This is a genomic window from Streptomyces sp. NPDC111744 (assembly GCF_055634995.1).
In genome coordinates, this window is record NZ_JBVKCG010000001.1 from 366,736 (window position 1) to 382,760 (window position 16,025).

Consider the following 16,025-nt stretch of genomic DNA (forward strand, 5'->3'; position numbering starts at 1 on the left):
CCTCCGGGTTCGGTTCCGATCCTCGCAACGTACGGCGGACCATACCCATCCGCGGAGGGTCCCAGGACCCAAATCCGGACCCAGTTCATCCTCATGCCACCCCCAGCCACTTGGCCGTCGCCTGCGCGCGGGTGGTGCTGTGGAGCTTGGCGAAGATGCGGTTGATGTGGTTCTTGACCGTCTTCTCGCTGATGAAGCAAGTGGCGGCGATCTGATGGTTGTTCATGCCGGACGCGATGAGGTCCATGATCTCCGCCTCCCTGCTGCTCAGTTGAAACCGAGACTTAGCCGACTGTCCCATATCTGATTGCAGTTGCGAAAGGTCTTGGTGTGGAAAATTCCTTGCTCTAATGCGAAGTTCAGGGTTCCTGTGTGCAGTTGCATGCAGACGTACATGGGCCAGCAACGCGTTCGTAGCCGTCGGTGTGAAGTGCGGCCGCCCCCCGCCCACGTCCCGTACCGCCTGTGTCAGCTGTGCTGTGGTGAACTCGCCGTGGACCAGGTAGCCACCGGCGCCCAGGCGTGCGGCCTCCTGCACGATCTCCGTCTCGTCGCTGTACGTCAGCATCATCACCGGGGCCAGGCGCACCAGGTGCGGTAGCGCCGATATTCCGTCGACCCCCGGCATGCGGACGTCGAGGAGAATCACGTCGGGGCGGTGGTGCAGGGCCGCCTCGTAGGCCGCGCGACCGTCCTCGGCCTCGGCGACGACCGTGAGGCCGTCCGCGGCGGAGAGGACGGCCGTCAGGCCGGCGCGGATCACCGGGTTGTCGTCGGCCACCAGGACGCGCAGGGGTGGGGGCGGTGGGTCTTCGTACTGCGTGAAGGGGTGCCGCGGCATCGGGGGGCCTCCTCTCGGCTCGGTCATGTCAGGGTCAGCTCCACCCGGACCTCCGTACCCTTGTCGGCGGTCAGCCGGAGCCGCGCGCCCATCGACGCGGCCCGTTCCGTCATGCCGAGCAGGCCGAAGTGGCCGGTGTGGTGCAGGTCTTCGACGGTCGCGTCCGGGGGCAGGCCGCGGCCGTCGTCGTGGATCGTGACGATCAGACGGTGGTCGGGGGTGGTCTCCGCCCGTACGTCGACTCTCGTCGCCCGCGCGTGCCGGTGGGCGTTCTCCAGGGCCTCCGCCGCGATGCCCAGCAACTGGCGGGTCGTGGCGGGGGGCAGCGGAACCGGGGTGTCCGGGCCCTCGTATGTCGCCGTCATCGCCGTACGGGCCGTGAAGTCACGTGTCAGCGACTCCAGTTCGGAGCGGACGTCCGATGCCTCACCGTCCGTTCCGGCGCGCAGATCCTTCAGGATGTCCCGGGACTCCGCCGCCGCCCTGCGGGCCGCGTTCGCCACCAGTTCCGCCTGCTGTCTGATCAGCGTCGGGTCCAGGCGGTCCGGGGACGCGGCCGCCGACTCCGCGAGGCCGTCGGCGATCAGGGCGACGCCGTACAGCGTCTTGGTCACCGAGTCGTGCATCTCGCGGGCCAGCCGGGCGCGTTCCGCGCTGACCGCCTCCGTCGCGGCGAGGCGGGCGCGGGTCTCGGTGAGGGCCTCGGTGGCGGTGCCGAAGCGGAGCATCAGGGTGCGCAGGGTCGAGCCCATCGCACCGGTGATCACGCACAGGCCGGGCAGGAGAAGCGACTCGGCGACGCTCGCGTGGTGCTTCAGGGTGGCCTGTACGAGCAGCAGGATCAGCGACTGGAGGGACGCGAAGACCGCCGCTCCGCGCCAGCTGTAGAGGAGGCCGGCCAGGAGCGGGGTGCAGACGCTGACGTAGGCGAGGGTGGTGTCCGGGCCTGCCGAGATCAGGAGGAAGGAGCCGAAGAGGGTGTCGGCGGCCAGCAGGGTGGGGTGACGCAGGAGGAGGGGGCCGAAGCGCTGCCAGTCGCGGAAGAGGACGTACGAGATCATGAAGGTGACGACCACCGCCGAGCCGACCAGGCGGGCGCCCAGTCCGGGGGTGGCGTTGAGGAGGGCCGCGGGGGTCGCCACGGCGATCATCGCCAGGCGGAAGCCGAAGACCTGGCGGCCCATCGCCTGCAGGGCCCGGATCTCGACCTTCCCGTCGTCCTCCCGCGTCGCCATCGCCGTCACCCACCCTTCTCCGGCTACTTGCCCGTGACCGACCCGAAGTCGACTCCCGAGCCGAGCAGCAGGCCCGCCGCCAGCAGGAGCATCGTCGCCGGGACCATGAACGTGGTGATCATCAGCGTTGCCCTCGGCACGGCCCGGGCGGCCTTGCGGCGGGCGTTCTGGGCGTCCGTGCGGCGCATGTCCTTGGCCAGGGCGACCAGGGTGTCGACGATCGGCGCTCCCAGTTCCTCGCCCTGCTGGAGGGCCGTGACGAACATGGCCACCTGTTCCGAGTCGTTGCGGCGCCTGAGTTCCGCGAAGGCCTGGCGGCGGCTCATGCCCAGGTCGAGCTGGCGCAGGGTGATGCGGAGTTCGTCCGCCCAGGGGCCCTCGTAGTGGGAGGCCACCCGGTCGAGGGCCTGGCGGAAGCCGAGGCCGGCGCTCACCACCACGGCGAGGACGTCCAGGAAGTCCGGCAGGGTGCGTTCGATGACGTCCTTGCGGATGCGGATCGCCGACCAGATGCCGACCTCCGTCCAGAACGCGCCGAAGAGGAGCAGGAGAACGGCCACCAGCCACTGGCCGCGGAGGAGGAAGACCAGGAAGCCGACGCCGCCCAGCGCGCCGTAGACCGCCCGCCGGGCCGCGTAACGGTCGATCGTCAGGCCGCCGGGGTTGCCCGCCAGGTCGATCTTCCGGCGGTACCGGGCCACCTGGCGCGGGCCCATCAGGCGGAGGACGGCGGGGGCGTAGCGCATGCCCATGCGGTCGATGAGGGAGTGGGCGGCGCCGGTGCGGGTGGCGCCCACCTCCAGGGCGATCGCCAGGTCGGAGGGGAGCTTCGCGTCCGCGCGGTACATGCGGATGCCCGCGAAGACGCCCCAGACGCCGAGGGCCATCAGGAGGGCCAGGAGTAGTGCCATGTTCACGGCCCCCTACACGTCGATCCGGCTGAGGCGGCGGATGAGGACGAAGCCGACGACGTAGAGGCCGAAGGCGATGAGTACGGCCGCCTGGCCGAGGGTGGTGCCCGTCATGCGGTCCAGCGTGTCGCCCTTGACCCCGTTCATCAGGAACAGGGCGCCGATGCCGAGCACCGGGACGGCGTACGACGTCATCGTCACCTGGGAGAGCTGGGTGCGGATCTCGCGGCGGGTCTCCTTGCGCTCCTCCAGGGTCTCGGTCAGGTTGCGCAGCGCACTCACCACTTGACCACCCGCCCTGTTGGACAGAACCAAGGTCGTGACCAGGACGACCAGTTCGCGGGACGGGAGCCGGGCGGCCAGTTCGCCCAGCGCGTCCTCCATGGCGTGGCCGATCGCCAACTGGTCGGCCACCTTGCCCAGTTCCTCACCGGCCGGGGCCTCCAGCTCCTCCGCCGCCATGCCGATCGCGGTGCGCAGGGCGAGGCCGGCGTGGGTGGCGTTGGCCAGGATGCGGGCCAGTTCGGGCAGTTGGGCGATGAACCGCTCGATGCGTTTCTGGCGCTGCCAGTTGAGGAACTGGACGGCGGCGAAGACCCCGAGGAGGCCGGCGATCGGCCCGAAGAAGGGGGCCAGCGCGGCCTGGCCGATGAGCCAGAGGGCCACGACGGCGGCGAGCATGTAGGCGAAGAACTCGCCGGGCGTCACGTCCAGGCCCGTTGCCGTCAGGCGGAGTTCGAGGCGGCGGCCGATCACCGTGCCGCGCAGGCGGCGGTCCAGGTTGCGGAAACGGCGCCGGCGGCCGGTGAGCGGGGCCTGGCCGGTGGAGGAGAGGCGGTCCACCAGGGCGGCGCGCTGGGCCCGGCCGGAGGCGTAGGTGTGCAGGCCCACCACGGCCAGCAGACAGGCCAGCAGGGTGACGCCGGTGGTGAGGGTGACGAGGTCGTGGAGGGTCATGGCCTACCTCGCTTCTCGCGTGGTGAGCTGGTCGAAGTGCTGGGCCACGCCGAAGGCCTGCGGGATCGGCTGGCCCGCCATGTAGAGGCGGTCGGCGGTACGGCGCGGGAGCGGGAAGTACTGGAAGACGCCCTGGACATGGCCGTCGTGGGTCATGGGCTGGGCGTCGAAGCGGGCCACCGTCGCCAGCCGGTACGGCTCGCTGCCGTGGCTGTCCAGGATCGCAATCTCGGTGATCCGGCGGACGCCGTCGGCGAACCGGGTCAACTGGACGATGACCTCGACCGCGCTGTTGATCTGGTCGTGCAGGGCGACGAAGGGCACTTCGACGTCCGACATGGAGGCCAGGGTCTGCAGCCGGGTCAGGGCGTCCTCCGCGCTGTTGGCGTGGACGGTCGCGAGCGATCCGTCGTGACCCGTGGACATGGCCTGGAGCATGTCCAGGGACTCGCCGCCGCGGACCTCACCGACCACGATCCGGTCGGGGCGCATCCGCAGCGAGTTGCGTACCAGGTCGCGGATGGTGACCTGGCCCTTGCCCTCGACGTTCGCCGGGCGGGACTCCAGCCGGACCACGTGCGACTGCTGGAGCTGGAGTTCGGCGGAGTCCTCGATGGTGATGATGCGTTCGTGCGCCGGGATCAGACCGGAGAGGGCGTTCAGCAGGGTCGTCTTCCCGGTGCCGGTGGCGCCGGAGACGATGATGTTGAACTTCGCCTGCACCAGGCCCGCCAGCAGGAACACCATGTGCTCGTCGAGCGAGCCGAAGCCGATCAGCTCCTGAAGGGTGAAGGAGCGCGGGAAGCGGCGGATGGTGAGGGTGGGGCCGGTCAGGGAGAGCGGCGGGATGATGACGTTGACGCGTTCGCCGGAGGGGAGGCGGGCGTCGACCATCGGGTTGGACTCGTCCACGCGGCGGTTGACCGTGGAGACGATCCGCTCGATGGTCTGCATCAGCTGGTCCGCCGAGACGAAGCGCAACGGCAACTGCTCGACGCGGCCGCCGCGTTCCACGAAGATCGCGTCGGGGCCGTTCACCATGATCTCCGTGATCGACGCGTCTTCGAGCAGCGGCTCCAGGATGCCCAGGCCCAGGGCCTCGTCGACCACCCTGCGGATCAGCTGGGAGCGCTCGACGGTCGACAGGACCGGGCCCTCGCGGCTGATGATGTGGCCGAGGACGCGTTCGAGGCGCGCCCGGCGCTCGGCGGCGGCCAGCGCGCTCATCTCCGCGAGGTCGATCTCCTCCAGGAGCTTGGCCCGGTAGGAGGAGACCAGATGGCCGTCCTCCCCCCGGCTGCCGTGCTCCTCGGGGGAGTTGATGCGTGCCCGCAGGCTCATGTTTGCCGTGCTCCTCGTTCAGTGGTCGACGGGCATCGTGGCGGACTTGGTGGCGTTGCCCAGATCCCAGACGATCTTCGGGATGTGGACCGTGGCGGTGACGGTGACCGAGTCGCCGCCCCCAAAGGACGCGCAGCTCACGTCGATCCCGCCGCTGACCGCGCTGGTACAGGCCGCGCCGACGTCCTCGCGCAGCGAGGCGGCGCGGGCCCCGGCCCGGGCCGCCGTCCCGGCCTGCTCGGCGGCGTAGGCGACGGCGCCCAGCTGGATGCCGGCCAGCCCGACGACGAGCAGGACCGGGATGAACCCGAGGTACTCGACGGCGACCTGGCCGCGGTCGTGCGGCTTGTGGCGCATCAGCGCTTCACCTCCTCCACCGTGCCGGCGTGGCCGTGCACGGTGACGGGGAAGTCGACGGTGCCCGGGAAGAGCACCGGGACGCGCAGGGAGACGTCCGCGATGACCGTGCCTGTGCCGCCGCACCGGTCCACGGTGGCTCCCTGCCGCCATGCGCTGGAGAGGTCCTCAAGCGCGGCGGTCTGGCAGACGCCGAAGCGTTCCCCCCGCGGGACGGCCGTGCCCGCGCGTACGCCTTCGTCTGCGGCGTTCCCGGCAAGGGTGAAGGCGTATCCGACGAGGACGGCCTGCCACATGAGCACCAGGGTGAGGATGATGATCGGGGTCATGCCCAGGAGTTCGATCGTGACCTGACCGCGGTCGGGTGCGGGCCGGTGCGGGCTGACCGCGGCCCCGCGGCGGTAGCCGCATATCCGATGCGGCCCCGCGCCCCTTGGGCGCGCTTCAGCAGGGCACGTCTTTACAAGGTCCCCCAAGGAAGCGCCCCGTAGGGGCTCGGGGAACTGCGCGCTCGGCCCCCACCTGCCGGCACCCGGCCCACGGCCTCTCACGGCAGCTCCTTCCGCCGCCGGAACCCAACCGCCGCCCGCTCCCCGCCCCGCGCTCGGCCCGCCCGGCGCGGCACCGTTCCCTCCGATGTCCGCACCAGCCCCAGCTCCCCCGCAAGCGCCCACATCGCCTGCTTCACCGTGCTGCGGCTGTCCAGCTCGTGCACACGCCCCGCGTCCACCGCGCCCTGGAGTTCCTTGAAGTTGGCGGGAATCGGCGTCCCCGCCAGTGCGGTTCCGGTGATCCGCTGGATCAGCGCCGGCTGGATCTCCGTGGCTCTCGTATGCCGGTTGACGACCACCGTCGTCTCCTCGGCCTTGCGGATCTGCAGCCGGTCCCACATGCGCACCGTGCGCTTGGCGGCGCGTACGGCGACCACGTCGGGGGTGGTCACCAGGAGTGCCAGGTCCGCCGTCTCGACCGCCGCCGCGCCCGCCCCGCCGAGCTGGGCGCCGCAGTCGACGACCACGATCTCGTAGCGGGAGCGCAGGGAGCTGAGGATCTGGCGGGCGGCCCGGTCGGTGACCTCCTCGCCCCGTTCGCCCTCGGCGGGGGCGAGGAGCAGGGCGAGCCCGGAGTCGTGGCGGAAGACGGCCTCGGCCATGACGCGGGGGGAGATGTCGTTGACCGCGGCCAGGTCGGCGACCGAGCGGCGGAACTGGACGTCCAGGTAGGAGGCGACGTCCCCGGTCTGGAGGTCGAGGTCGACCAGGGCGGTGGAGTGGCCGGAGGCCTGCGCGGCGAGGGCGATCTGGATCGCCACCAGGGTCGCGCCGGTCCCGCCCTTGGCGCCGCTGACGGTGACCACGGTTCCGCCGACGCCGGCGAAGGCGTCCGCGCCGTGGCCGAGGTGGCGTCGTACGCCGGTGGACCACTGGGCGACCGCCTGGACGCGGCCGGCCAGTTCCTCGTAGCTCATGGGCAGCCCGACCAGGCCGCGGGCGCCGGAGTCCATCGCGGCGGCGAACAGGCCGGGACTGGTGTCGGTGGTGACGAGGACGACGCCGACCGCGGGGAAGCGCAGGGCGACCTCGCGGATCAGCTCCAGGGCCGGGACCGGGCCGATGCGTTCGTGGACGACGACGACCTCGGGAAGTTCGTCGACGGACTCGGCGGCGAACCGGGCCAGGATGTCGACGAGTTGGGTGGAGTCGACGACGGGCGGCAGCGGCTCGCTGTCCGGGAGTTGGCTGAGCAGGGAGACCAGAGAGCGGACGGCGTCCGCGTCACCGACGGCGGGGAGGATCCTGATGGGCATGCGAGGCGCCTCTCACTTGTCCGTCGCGAGTTCGTACGTACGGTCCTTGTCCGGCACGGTGGTCGTGGTGCCGGGCGCGACCAGGGCGAGCCGGACCCGCTGGGCGAAGGACTCCGCGTAGGTGAGGCGCTGGGCGTCGAGGGTGGACAGGGCGAAGGTGATGGGGACGGCGTCGCTGGGCTGCTGGTTCCTGTTGTCCGGGGCCACGTAGCTGAGCTGGGCGCCGACGTCCAGAACCCGGGCGTTGGTCACGATGATCTTCGACTGGTCAGGGGCGCTCTGCTGCTTGCCCTGGAAAGTGGCGTAGACGTTGACCAGCGAGCCCGGGGTGATCTTGCCGGCCACACCGGTGGCCGCGTCGATCATGATCGCGACCTCCTGCTCGCCCGCCTTCAGTGCGGGCTGGTCGACGATCATGTCGGTCTGGAGCAGCGAGCCCTTCTTCAGCGTGGTGACCGCGATCTTGCCCTCGATCGCGCTGAGGCTGGTGACGGCGTTGGCGGACAGCCACCGCTTGGGCATCTCGACCTTCTGGAACTGGCCGGCGCCCAGCGTCGTGTACGGCTTGACGTCCGACCGGACCTTGTACGCGGTGACCTTGGGGCCGACCTCGGCCTTCGCGTTGTCGATGACGGAGAGCACGCCGGCGAACGCGCCGAGGGCGCAGATCACCGACAGGATCAGGAGTATCACGCCGCGGCGCTGACGGGAGTTCATGGACCGTGCGACCTCATCGGGCTCATCGGGGGAAGTGGGGGAACCGAGCGGTGAGTGGTACGGGTCAGGCGGGCGTCCGCTGTTCCAGCGCGCGGCGTGCCGGGGGGTCGTAGTCGGGCGGGGTGGCGGAGCAGAAGACACAGCGGTCGCCGATGACGTCGATACCGCACCAGTGACAGCTGGTCTGCCGTACCGAGGTGACCAGCTGGTAGAGGACCGACAGGTCGGCGAGATAGCTGGTGAACTCGATCATGCGGCCGGTCCCCCACCACACGGAGGACTCGGCCGGCAGCGGGGTCTCGCGCAGCCCGTACGCGCCCCAGGACTTGGCGAGGCCGCCGATCCACTCGGACTGCAGCTGTCCCCTGGCGACCAGCATCCAGGTGCTGAACTCGGGTCCCGTCAGGGTCGCTTCCGGGCCGACCCGGACCAGTTGGGGCTGGGGATGCGCGACGACCCCGAACTGGGTGCCGGGCACCCAGGACTTGGCGTGCGTCTTGAGGGTGACCGGGACCCGGTCCAGCTTGGCGACCGAGCCGAGGACCGCGCCGGAGTGGATGTAGTGGGTGAGCAGCCGGCCGGCCGACGCGAGGACGCCGGGGCTGAGGTCGCAGGAGGCCAGCTGCCGCAACTGCCGGGCCAGGACGGCGATGCCGAGGGGCGGGAGATCGGGGCGGAACAGGGCGATCCGGTCGCTCTCCAGCAGGGAGCGGAGCGTGTGCAGGCGCCGGATCACGGCTTCGGGTACGGCCGCGGAGCAGACGACGATGACATGCCCGTGCTGTTCGATGAGCGCCACGAACTCGGCGAGGGTCTGGTCGAGGGGCCGCTGGTCCAGGTCCCGGAGCACGACGGCGGGCATGGTCCGCTCGTCCTGCACCGGCAGCGCCATGTCGGCGCTGGTCACGGCAATGGCAGTTGGCACGCGCAGCTCCCCGCTCTTCACACCCCGGCGGCTCACCGGTGTTACTCCAATGAGCCGGGACGACTTCATTGCGTGACTACCTCAGCACTGTAACCACGCCTCTGTGACCGGAGAACAGCGTTTGTCCAGCTGTCTGGGATCCGTGACCACACAAGTAGCTTCAAACCGGGACAGGTTGAGCATATGACCGGGGTCTGATCCGGTCAGCGGCGGCTTTGAATTTGGTCTGGACCTATTGACACGGGAATTGGTCTGGACCACCTTGATTGTCATGCCCAGACTCATCCCCCGACTCGTGTCCCGGCATGCCGGACAGCGTCGTATCCGAACCTGGTCGGCCGTGGCCGCTCTCGCCACGGCACTCGCGATGGCGGGCCTGGCCTCCTCCCCGGCCTCCGCCGCCGACGTCAACAACGTGAAGAACGCCGGCTTCGAGTCGGCCCTCGCCAACTGGACCTGCTCCGCGGGCAGCGGTACGACCGTCTCCTCCCCCGTCCACTCCGGCGCCGCCGCCCTGAAGGCGACCCCGGCCGGGCAGGACTACGCCCAGTGCAGCCAGACGGTGGCGGTCAAGGCCAACTCGACCTACACGCTGAGCGCGTGGGTGCAGGGCGCCTACACCTACCTCGGTGTGACCGGCACCGGCACCACGGACGTGTCGACCTGGACCCCGAACACGTCCTGGACGCAGCTGTCGACGACCTTCACCACCGGTTCCTCGACCACCTCGGTCACGGTCTGGACCCACGGCTGGTACGGCCAGCCCGCCTACTACGCCGACGACGTCTCGGTCTACGGCCCCGACGGCGGCGGCTCCGACCCGACACCGACGGTCCCCGCCACCCCCACCGGCCTCGCGGTCTCCGGTACGACGTCGTCCTCGGCGTCCCTGTCCTGGAGCGCGGTGTCGGGCGCGACCGGCTACAACGTCTACCAGAACGGCGCCAAGGTCACGGCGGTCACCGGCGCCTCGGCCACGATCACCGGGCTCGCCGCCTCGACGTCGTACTCCTTCCAGGTCACCGCGACCAACTCGGCGGGCGAGTCCGCCAGGTCGACGGCGGTGACGGCGACCACGACCGCCTCCGGCGGCAGCGGCGGCGGCTCGCTCCCCAAGCACGCGGTGACGGGCTACTGGCAGAACTTCAACAACGGCGCGACCGTCCAGAAGATCTCCGACGTGCCGTCCTCGTACGACATCATCGCCGTCGCCTTCGCGGACGCGACCACCACACCGGGCGCGGTCAGCTTCACCCTCGACTCCGCCGGCCTCGGCGGGTACACGGTCGACCAGTTCAAGGCCGACATCAAGGCCAAGCAGGCGGCCGGCAAGAAGGTCATCATCTCCATCGGCGGCCAGAACGGCACGATCTCGGTGAGCGACTCGGCCTCCGCGACGAACTTCGCCAACTCCGTCTATTCGCTGATGCAGACGTACGGCTTCGACGGCGTCGACATCGACCTGGAGAACGGCATCAACGCCACCTACATGAGCCAGGCACTGCGCTCGCTGTCGGCGAAGGCGGGCTCGTCGCTGATCATCACCATGGCACCGCAGACGATCGACATGCAGTCCACGTCCAACGGGTACTTCCAGACGGCCCTGAACATCAAGGACATCCTCACGGTCGTCAACATGCAGTACTACAACAGCGGTTCGATGCTGGGCTGCGACGGCAAGGTGTACAGCCAGGGCTCGGTGGACTTCCTCACCGCGCTGGCCTGCATCCAGCTGCAGGGCGGGCTGTCCCCGTCCCAGGTGGGCCTCGGCCTGCCGGCGTCGACCAGCGCGGCGGGCAGCGGTTACGTCTCCCCGACGGTGGTCAACAACGCCCTGGACTGCTTGACCAAGGCCACCAACTGCGGCTCCTTCAAGCCGTCGACGACGTACCCCGGCCTGCGGGGTGCGATGACCTGGTCGACCAACTGGGACGCGGCATCGGGCAACGCGTGGTCCAACTCGGTGGGGGCGCATGTGCACGGCCTGCCGTAGCGATCACTAACGCTCCGAGGGGCGCGGGACTGCATCGATGTGTGGCTCCGCCGCGTGGGCGCGACAAACCCCACCCGGCGGAGCTACTCGCACCCACAGGCACCGAGCTCGCACCACACGGTCTGTTCGGTGCGCGGTTCACCGCGCCCCTCAGTCGCCGGCGTCGGTCTCGGCTTCTTTCTCGGCTTCTTTCTCGACCTCGTTCTCGGCTTCCTCGTCGCCGTCCTCGAAGTACGCGTCCAGGACCACGTCCAGCTGCTCGTCCCACTCCTTGAAGCGGGAGCGGGACGTCGCCTCGATCTCGATGGGGTACCAACGGCGGTCCGGGGTGTGGACGGTGATCGTGAAGCGCTTCCCGAAGCGCGGTGCCTCGGTCTCGATCGCGCCGATCTCGTCCCAGCGGAACTCGCACTTCTCCTCGTCGAGGCTGAGGCGCACGCCCCGGTGGTCTGCCACTATCCGGGCACGCCGGTCGGAGGCCTCGAAGACGGGGCCCTCGGCGGCCTCCTCGGTGTCTTCGGCGTCCTCGGCGTCCTCGTCGACCGTGGTTTCCGCGTCGGTCGCGGCCTTGGTCAGGGCCACCGGTTCCGCCGCCTCGGCATCCTCGGCCTCCTCGGGCCGGGTGTCCTCCGGCCCCGCGTCCTTCGCCTCGGCGGACGCGGGTGCGGTGAGCCCGGGGATGAAGGCCGGGTCGAATCCGGCGCCTTCCAGGGGCTGGCTGTTGGCTCCTATGCGCTGCTCCACAGCGGGCAGTATGGTCCAAGAACCTGTGCCGGACACAGCCAGCCCCGACTTCGTTATCAGACGCCTACACGAAGACGCTGAGCACGGCCGCCACCGCGAAGCCGGCCACCGAGAGCACCGTCTCCAGGACGGTCCAGGTCTTCAGGGTGTCCCGCTCGCTGATGCCGAAGTACTTGGCCACCATCCAGAAGCCGCCGTCGTTGACGTGCGAGGCGAAGATAGAGCCCGCCGAGACGGCCATGATGACGAGGGCGACGAAGGCCTGGGAGTGATGACCCTCGCTCAGCAGCGGGGCGACGATGCCGGCCGTCGTCACGATCGCCACGGTCGCCGAGCCCTGGGCGACCCGCAGGACGACGGAGATCAGATAGGAGAGGACGATCACCGGGAGGCCCACGCCGTTGAAGGTGTCGGACAGGGCCTGGGCGACCCCGCTCGCCTTCAGCACGGCACCGAAGATCCCGCCGGCGCCGACCACCAGCAGGATGTTGCCGACCGGCTTGAGGGACGCGGTCGACACCGTCTCCAGGGACTTGCGGGACCAGCCGCGCCGGATGCCCAGCAGGTAGTAGGCGAGCACCAGGGCGATGGTGAGGGCGACCATCGGCGTGCCGAAGAACTCGATCACCGAGCGGCCGGTGGAGGGGTCCAGGGCGATGGAGGAGAAGGTCGCGGCGAGGATCAGGACCAGCGGCGTACCGATGATGGCGAGGACCGTGCCGAGCGCGACGGGCTTCTCCTGCGGCTCGACGCCGTCCGCCCGCTGCTCGGCCAGCACGGCCTGCTTGGCCTCGTCGGCCGCCTCGACCATGTCCTGCGGTACGGCGACGAAGATCCGCTTGCCTATCCAGGCCGAGTACACCCAGGCGGCCAGCACCGCCGGGATGCCGCAGACGATGCCCATCAGGATGACCCAGCCGAGCTGGACGTGGAGCAGGGCGGCGGCGGCCACCGGGCCCGGGTGCGGCGGGAGGAAGGCGTGGGTCATGGAGAGACCGGCGAGCAGCGGAAGGCAGTAGAGCAGGATCGACTTGCCGCCGCGTTTGGCGGCCGCGTAGACGAGCGGGGCCAGCACGAAGATGCCGACGTCGAAGAAGACCGGGATGCCGAAGATCAGGCCGGTGAGGCCCATGGCGAGCGGGGCCCGCTTCTCCCCGAAGAGGTTGAGCAGCCGGGAGGCCAGCACCTCCGCCCCGCCGCTGACTTCGAGGATCGCGCCGAGCATGGTGCCGAGGCCGATGATGATCGCGACATGGCCGAGGATGCCGCCCATGCCGGACTCGATGGTGGAGACGGCGTCCGAGCGCTGGACGGTGCCGAAGAGCTCGGTGACGGAGAGACCGGCCAGCAGGCCGACGGCTATGGAGACGGCGAGCAGGGCGACGAAGGGCTGGAGTCTCGCCTTGATGATGAGGAAGAGGAGCAGGGCTATGCCGATGGCGGCGACGGTGAGAAGACCCGCGGTGCCGTCGAGGAGGAGGAGCAGTCCTCCGGTGTGGGGTGGGGTGGCCGGGGCGGTGGTGGCTGATGCGGCGAGCGGTATGGACATACGGGGGTCCTCTTCGTAGGTACATCGTGCTTTCGGGCAGGGGGGATCGCGGCTCGGCACCCGATGCGGGCGCCGAGCCGTGCAGGACGTGCGGGAGTCGATGAGCCGTCAGCCGAGTACGGCGAGCGCGTCGATCTCGATGAGGAGGCCGGCGGGCAGACCGACGTAGACCGTCGTACGGGCGGCGGGCGGGGCGGTGAGGCCCTGCTCCTCGAAGTAGGTGTTGTAGATGCCGTTCATCTCGGCGAAGTGGTCCACGTCCGTCAGATAGACGCGGATCATCATCACGTCGTCCCAGGAGGCGCCGCCCTCCTCCAGGATCGCCTTGACGTTGGCGAGGGTCTGGAGGGTCTGCTCGCGCAGCGTGGGGCCGGCCGGCGTCGGGGGCTTGCCCTCTTCGGCGGGTAGGAAGCCGACCTGGCCGGCGACCTGGAGGATGTTGCCCTTGCGCACGCCGTGGGAGAACTTGGCGGGCGGGGTGGTGTGGGTCGTGGGGGTGAGGGCGGTCTTCTCGGTCATCAGCTGGATTCCTTGATCGGTGTTCTGCCGGAGTACTCGCCGCTGATCGCGTCCGCCGTACGGCGCACCTGCGGGAGCAGGGTGAGGAGTTCGTCGGCGGTGACGACGACGTTGGGCGCGGAGACCGACATCGCGGCGACGACCCGGCCGTCGGCGCCGCGGATGGGGGCCGCGACGCAGTTGATGGACTCCTCGTGGCCGCCGAGGTCGGTGGCCCAGCCCTGTTCGCGCACCTTGGCCAGTTCCCTGCGGAAGGCCTCCGCGTTCGGTGTCGAACGGGCCGTGTACATGGGGTAGTCGAGCTTGTCGGCGAGGGCGCGCCGCTCGGGCTCGGGCAGGTCGGCGAGGAGCAGTTTGGCGACGGCGGCGACGGTGATGGCGACCGGTTTGCCGATGCGCGAGTACATGCGCACCGGGTAGCGGCTCTCGACCTTGTCGATGTAGAGGACCTCGCCCTCCTCGAACACGGCGAGGTGCACGGTGTGCCCGCAGGCCTCGTTGAGCCGGGCCAGGTGGGGGTGGGCGATCTCGCGGATGTCGAGGTTCTCCATCGCCTCCTGGGCCAGGGCGAAGAGCCGGGCGCCGAGCCGGTAGCGCTGGTCGGACTGGCGGTAGACGAGCCCGTGTTCGTGGAGGGTGCGCAGCAGTCGCAGGGCGGTCGACTTGTGCACGCCGAGGCGCTCGGCGACCTGGCCGAGGTCGGCGGGGCCCTCGGCGAGCAACGGCAGGATGCTGAGCGCTCGGTCGACGGTCTGGCTCATGGGGTGGGTACCTCCTCTTCGGCCGCGTCGGCTTGCGTCCAGCCGGGGCCGAGTCGAAGTCTCTCCCACGCGGTGGCGTCGAGGGCGGTCAGACGGTCGGCGGTGTCGCGGGCGGGAGGCGGGGCGAGGTCGGCGGGGGTGGTGAGGGCGGCGGCGGCGAAGAGGTGGCCGAGGCGGAGGCGATCGCGGAGGGGCAGTCCGCGCAGGGTGCCGGAGAGGAACCCTGCGGCGAAGGCGTCACCGGCACCGACGGGGACTACGACGTCCACGGTGGGGGCGGGCTCGAAGGCGGGTGGGGTGGGGGAAGGGGTGGGATCGCTTTCCGGCGCCGGCAGGGTGCCGCCGCGCCCACCCTCCCCCACTCTCGGCTTCGCTAGAGTGGGGGGACCCCCATCGCCCCAGCGGCACGACTGCCCGCAGCGGGGTGAGCCGACAGGACGCCCGCAGCCACAGCGCCCCGTCAGGGGCGCGGGGAACTGCGCGACCAGCCCACGACTGCCCGCAGGCGACACGAATGCCACGGCCCCCACCGCACCTTGCTTCACCACCAACACCCCCGGCTCCGGCAACATCGCCCGAACCGCCGCCGGCCCGCCCGTCACCCCCCACGCCTCCTCCGCCTCGTCCTCCCCCACAAACACGATGTCGGCCCGGCGCGCCAGCTCCAGCAGGACATCCGGCCCGTCGCCCGAACCCCACAACCCGCGCCGGTGGTTGACGTCGAAGGACACCACCGGCCGGCCATCGGCGAGAGCTGTCAGCTCTCTCATCAGGTCCAGGCAGCCCCGCGACAGCGCGGCCGTGATCCCCGACAGATGCAGGATCCGCCCCGCCCGCACCGCGGCCAGGTCCACCGTCTGCACCGACATCGCCGACGCCGCCGAGCCCGCCCGGTAGTACGCGACCTCGTGGGCGTCCGTCGCCCGGTCCCCCGCCGTACGGAAGTACACGCCCGTCGGACGCACGGGATCACGGTCCACACGCCCGACGTCGACGCCGTACGAAGCCACCGTCTCCACCAGGTGGTCACCGAACCCGTCCGCGCCGACCCGGCTCACCCAGCGCACCGAATGTCCCGCCGCCGCCAGTGCACACGCGACGTTGGACTCGGCGCCGCCGATCGCGCGGTCGAAGGACGGTACGTCCGCGAGGCGCCCCGGCCGCGTGGGCAGGAACGTCACCATGGACTCGCCGAGCGCGACGACGTCCACGACCTTCACGACGTCAACGGCGTCAACGGCGTCCGTGGCCTTCACGATGGTGGTGGCTCCTCGTCGTCTCGGGTCGCCGCGGGCTCCATTGACCCGGCGTTGGCGTGGATGTTAGACAGCGGTAAGCGATATACGCAATGGACGTTGCACGCAATGC

Annotated in this window: 16 protein-coding genes; 1 reads left to right on the forward strand and 15 read right to left on the reverse strand. The window is 70.3% G+C overall.

The features are described from left to right. Nucleotides 1-91 precede the first annotated feature (91 nt). From ACZ7OO_RS01730 to ACZ7OO_RS01775, 10 genes are all read right to left on the reverse strand, one after another. Complete coding sequence (locus ACZ7OO_RS01730; protein ID WP_471500448.1) at nucleotides 92-868, reverse strand: response regulator; 777 nt, start codon at nucleotides 866-868, stop codon at nucleotides 92-94. Continuing rightward, nucleotides 865-2,076, reverse strand: coding sequence for a sensor histidine kinase (locus ACZ7OO_RS01735; RefSeq protein ID WP_471500450.1), 1,212 nt, complete (start codon nucleotides 2,074-2,076; stop codon nucleotides 865-867). Before ACZ7OO_RS01735 ends, ACZ7OO_RS01730 begins: the two co-directional genes overlap by 4 nt. A gap of 23 nt (nucleotides 2,077-2,099) precedes the next feature. Further along, on the reverse strand, nucleotides 2,100-2,987 hold the full coding sequence (locus ACZ7OO_RS01740; protein ID WP_471500452.1) for a DUF5936 domain-containing protein: 888 nt from the start codon (nucleotides 2,985-2,987) through the stop codon (nucleotides 2,100-2,102). Between the two features lie 12 nt (nucleotides 2,988-2,999). After that, nucleotides 3,000-3,944 (reverse strand): type II secretion system F family protein, encoded by a 945-nt coding sequence (locus ACZ7OO_RS01745; protein WP_471500454.1) that lies wholly within the window; start codon nucleotides 3,942-3,944, stop codon nucleotides 3,000-3,002. A gap of 3 nt (nucleotides 3,945-3,947) precedes the next feature. After that, the gene (locus ACZ7OO_RS01750) at nucleotides 3,948-5,285 is read right to left on the reverse strand and encodes a CpaF family protein (protein ID WP_471500456.1); all 1,338 of its coding nucleotides are present in this window, start codon (nucleotides 5,283-5,285) and stop codon (nucleotides 3,948-3,950) included. Between the two features lie 18 nt (nucleotides 5,286-5,303). Next, nucleotides 5,304-5,642, reverse strand: a complete 339-nt coding sequence (locus ACZ7OO_RS01755; protein WP_471500458.1) for a TadE/TadG family type IV pilus assembly protein — start codon at nucleotides 5,640-5,642, stop codon at nucleotides 5,304-5,306. Continuing rightward, nucleotides 5,642-5,971 (reverse strand): pilus assembly protein, encoded by a 330-nt coding sequence (locus tag ACZ7OO_RS01760; RefSeq protein ID WP_471500460.1) that lies wholly within the window; start codon nucleotides 5,969-5,971, stop codon nucleotides 5,642-5,644. The genes ACZ7OO_RS01755 and ACZ7OO_RS01760 overlap by 1 nt, the downstream gene beginning before the upstream one ends. 218 nt (nucleotides 5,972-6,189) lie before the next feature. Continuing rightward, entirely contained in the window at nucleotides 6,190-7,449 is a 1,260-nt protein-coding gene (locus ACZ7OO_RS01765; RefSeq protein ID WP_471500462.1) for an AAA family ATPase, read from the reverse strand. A gap of 12 nt (nucleotides 7,450-7,461) precedes the next feature. Continuing rightward, the gene (cpaB, locus tag ACZ7OO_RS01770) at nucleotides 7,462-8,166 is read right to left on the reverse strand and encodes a Flp pilus assembly protein CpaB (protein ID WP_471500464.1); all 705 of its coding nucleotides are present in this window, start codon (nucleotides 8,164-8,166) and stop codon (nucleotides 7,462-7,464) included. A 64-nt stretch (nucleotides 8,167-8,230) separates the two neighbouring features. Continuing rightward, complete coding sequence (locus ACZ7OO_RS01775; protein ID WP_471500466.1) at nucleotides 8,231-9,091, reverse strand: hypothetical protein; 861 nt, start codon at nucleotides 9,089-9,091, stop codon at nucleotides 8,231-8,233. Nucleotides 9,092-9,362: 271 nt separating this feature from the next. Between ACZ7OO_RS01775 and ACZ7OO_RS01780 the strand changes: the two genes are divergently transcribed. Beyond that, complete coding sequence (locus ACZ7OO_RS01780; protein WP_471500468.1) at nucleotides 9,363-11,084, forward strand: chitinase; 1,722 nt, start codon at nucleotides 9,363-9,365, stop codon at nucleotides 11,082-11,084. Nucleotides 11,085-11,234: 150 nt separating this feature from the next. On the opposite strand, the gene ACZ7OO_RS01785 is transcribed toward ACZ7OO_RS01780, so the two are convergent. From ACZ7OO_RS01785 to ACZ7OO_RS01805, 5 genes are all read right to left on the reverse strand, one after another. Then, nucleotides 11,235-11,828 carry a hypothetical protein gene (locus ACZ7OO_RS01785; RefSeq protein ID WP_471500470.1) on the reverse strand — a complete coding sequence of 198 codons (594 nt, stop codon included), beginning with the start codon at nucleotides 11,826-11,828 and terminating at the stop codon, nucleotides 11,235-11,237. A 64-nt stretch (nucleotides 11,829-11,892) separates the two neighbouring features. Continuing rightward, a complete protein-coding gene (locus ACZ7OO_RS01790) occupies nucleotides 11,893-13,377 on the reverse strand; it encodes a GntP family permease (RefSeq protein ID WP_471500472.1) in 1,485 nt (494 codons plus the stop codon). Nucleotides 13,378-13,485: 108 nt separating this feature from the next. After that, nucleotides 13,486-13,896: a RidA family protein gene (locus ACZ7OO_RS01795; RefSeq protein WP_351708518.1), complete on the reverse strand. Its 411-nt coding sequence runs from the start codon at nucleotides 13,894-13,896 to the stop codon at nucleotides 13,486-13,488. Then, a complete protein-coding gene (locus tag ACZ7OO_RS01800; protein WP_471500474.1) occupies nucleotides 13,896-14,657 on the reverse strand; it encodes an IclR family transcriptional regulator in 762 nt (253 codons plus the stop codon). Before ACZ7OO_RS01800 ends, ACZ7OO_RS01795 begins: the two co-directional genes overlap by 1 nt. Beyond that, entirely contained in the window at nucleotides 14,654-15,913 is a 1,260-nt protein-coding gene (locus ACZ7OO_RS01805) for a sugar kinase (protein ID WP_471500476.1), read from the reverse strand. Before ACZ7OO_RS01805 ends, ACZ7OO_RS01800 begins: the two co-directional genes overlap by 4 nt. Nucleotides 15,914-16,025: the final 112 nt, after the last annotated feature.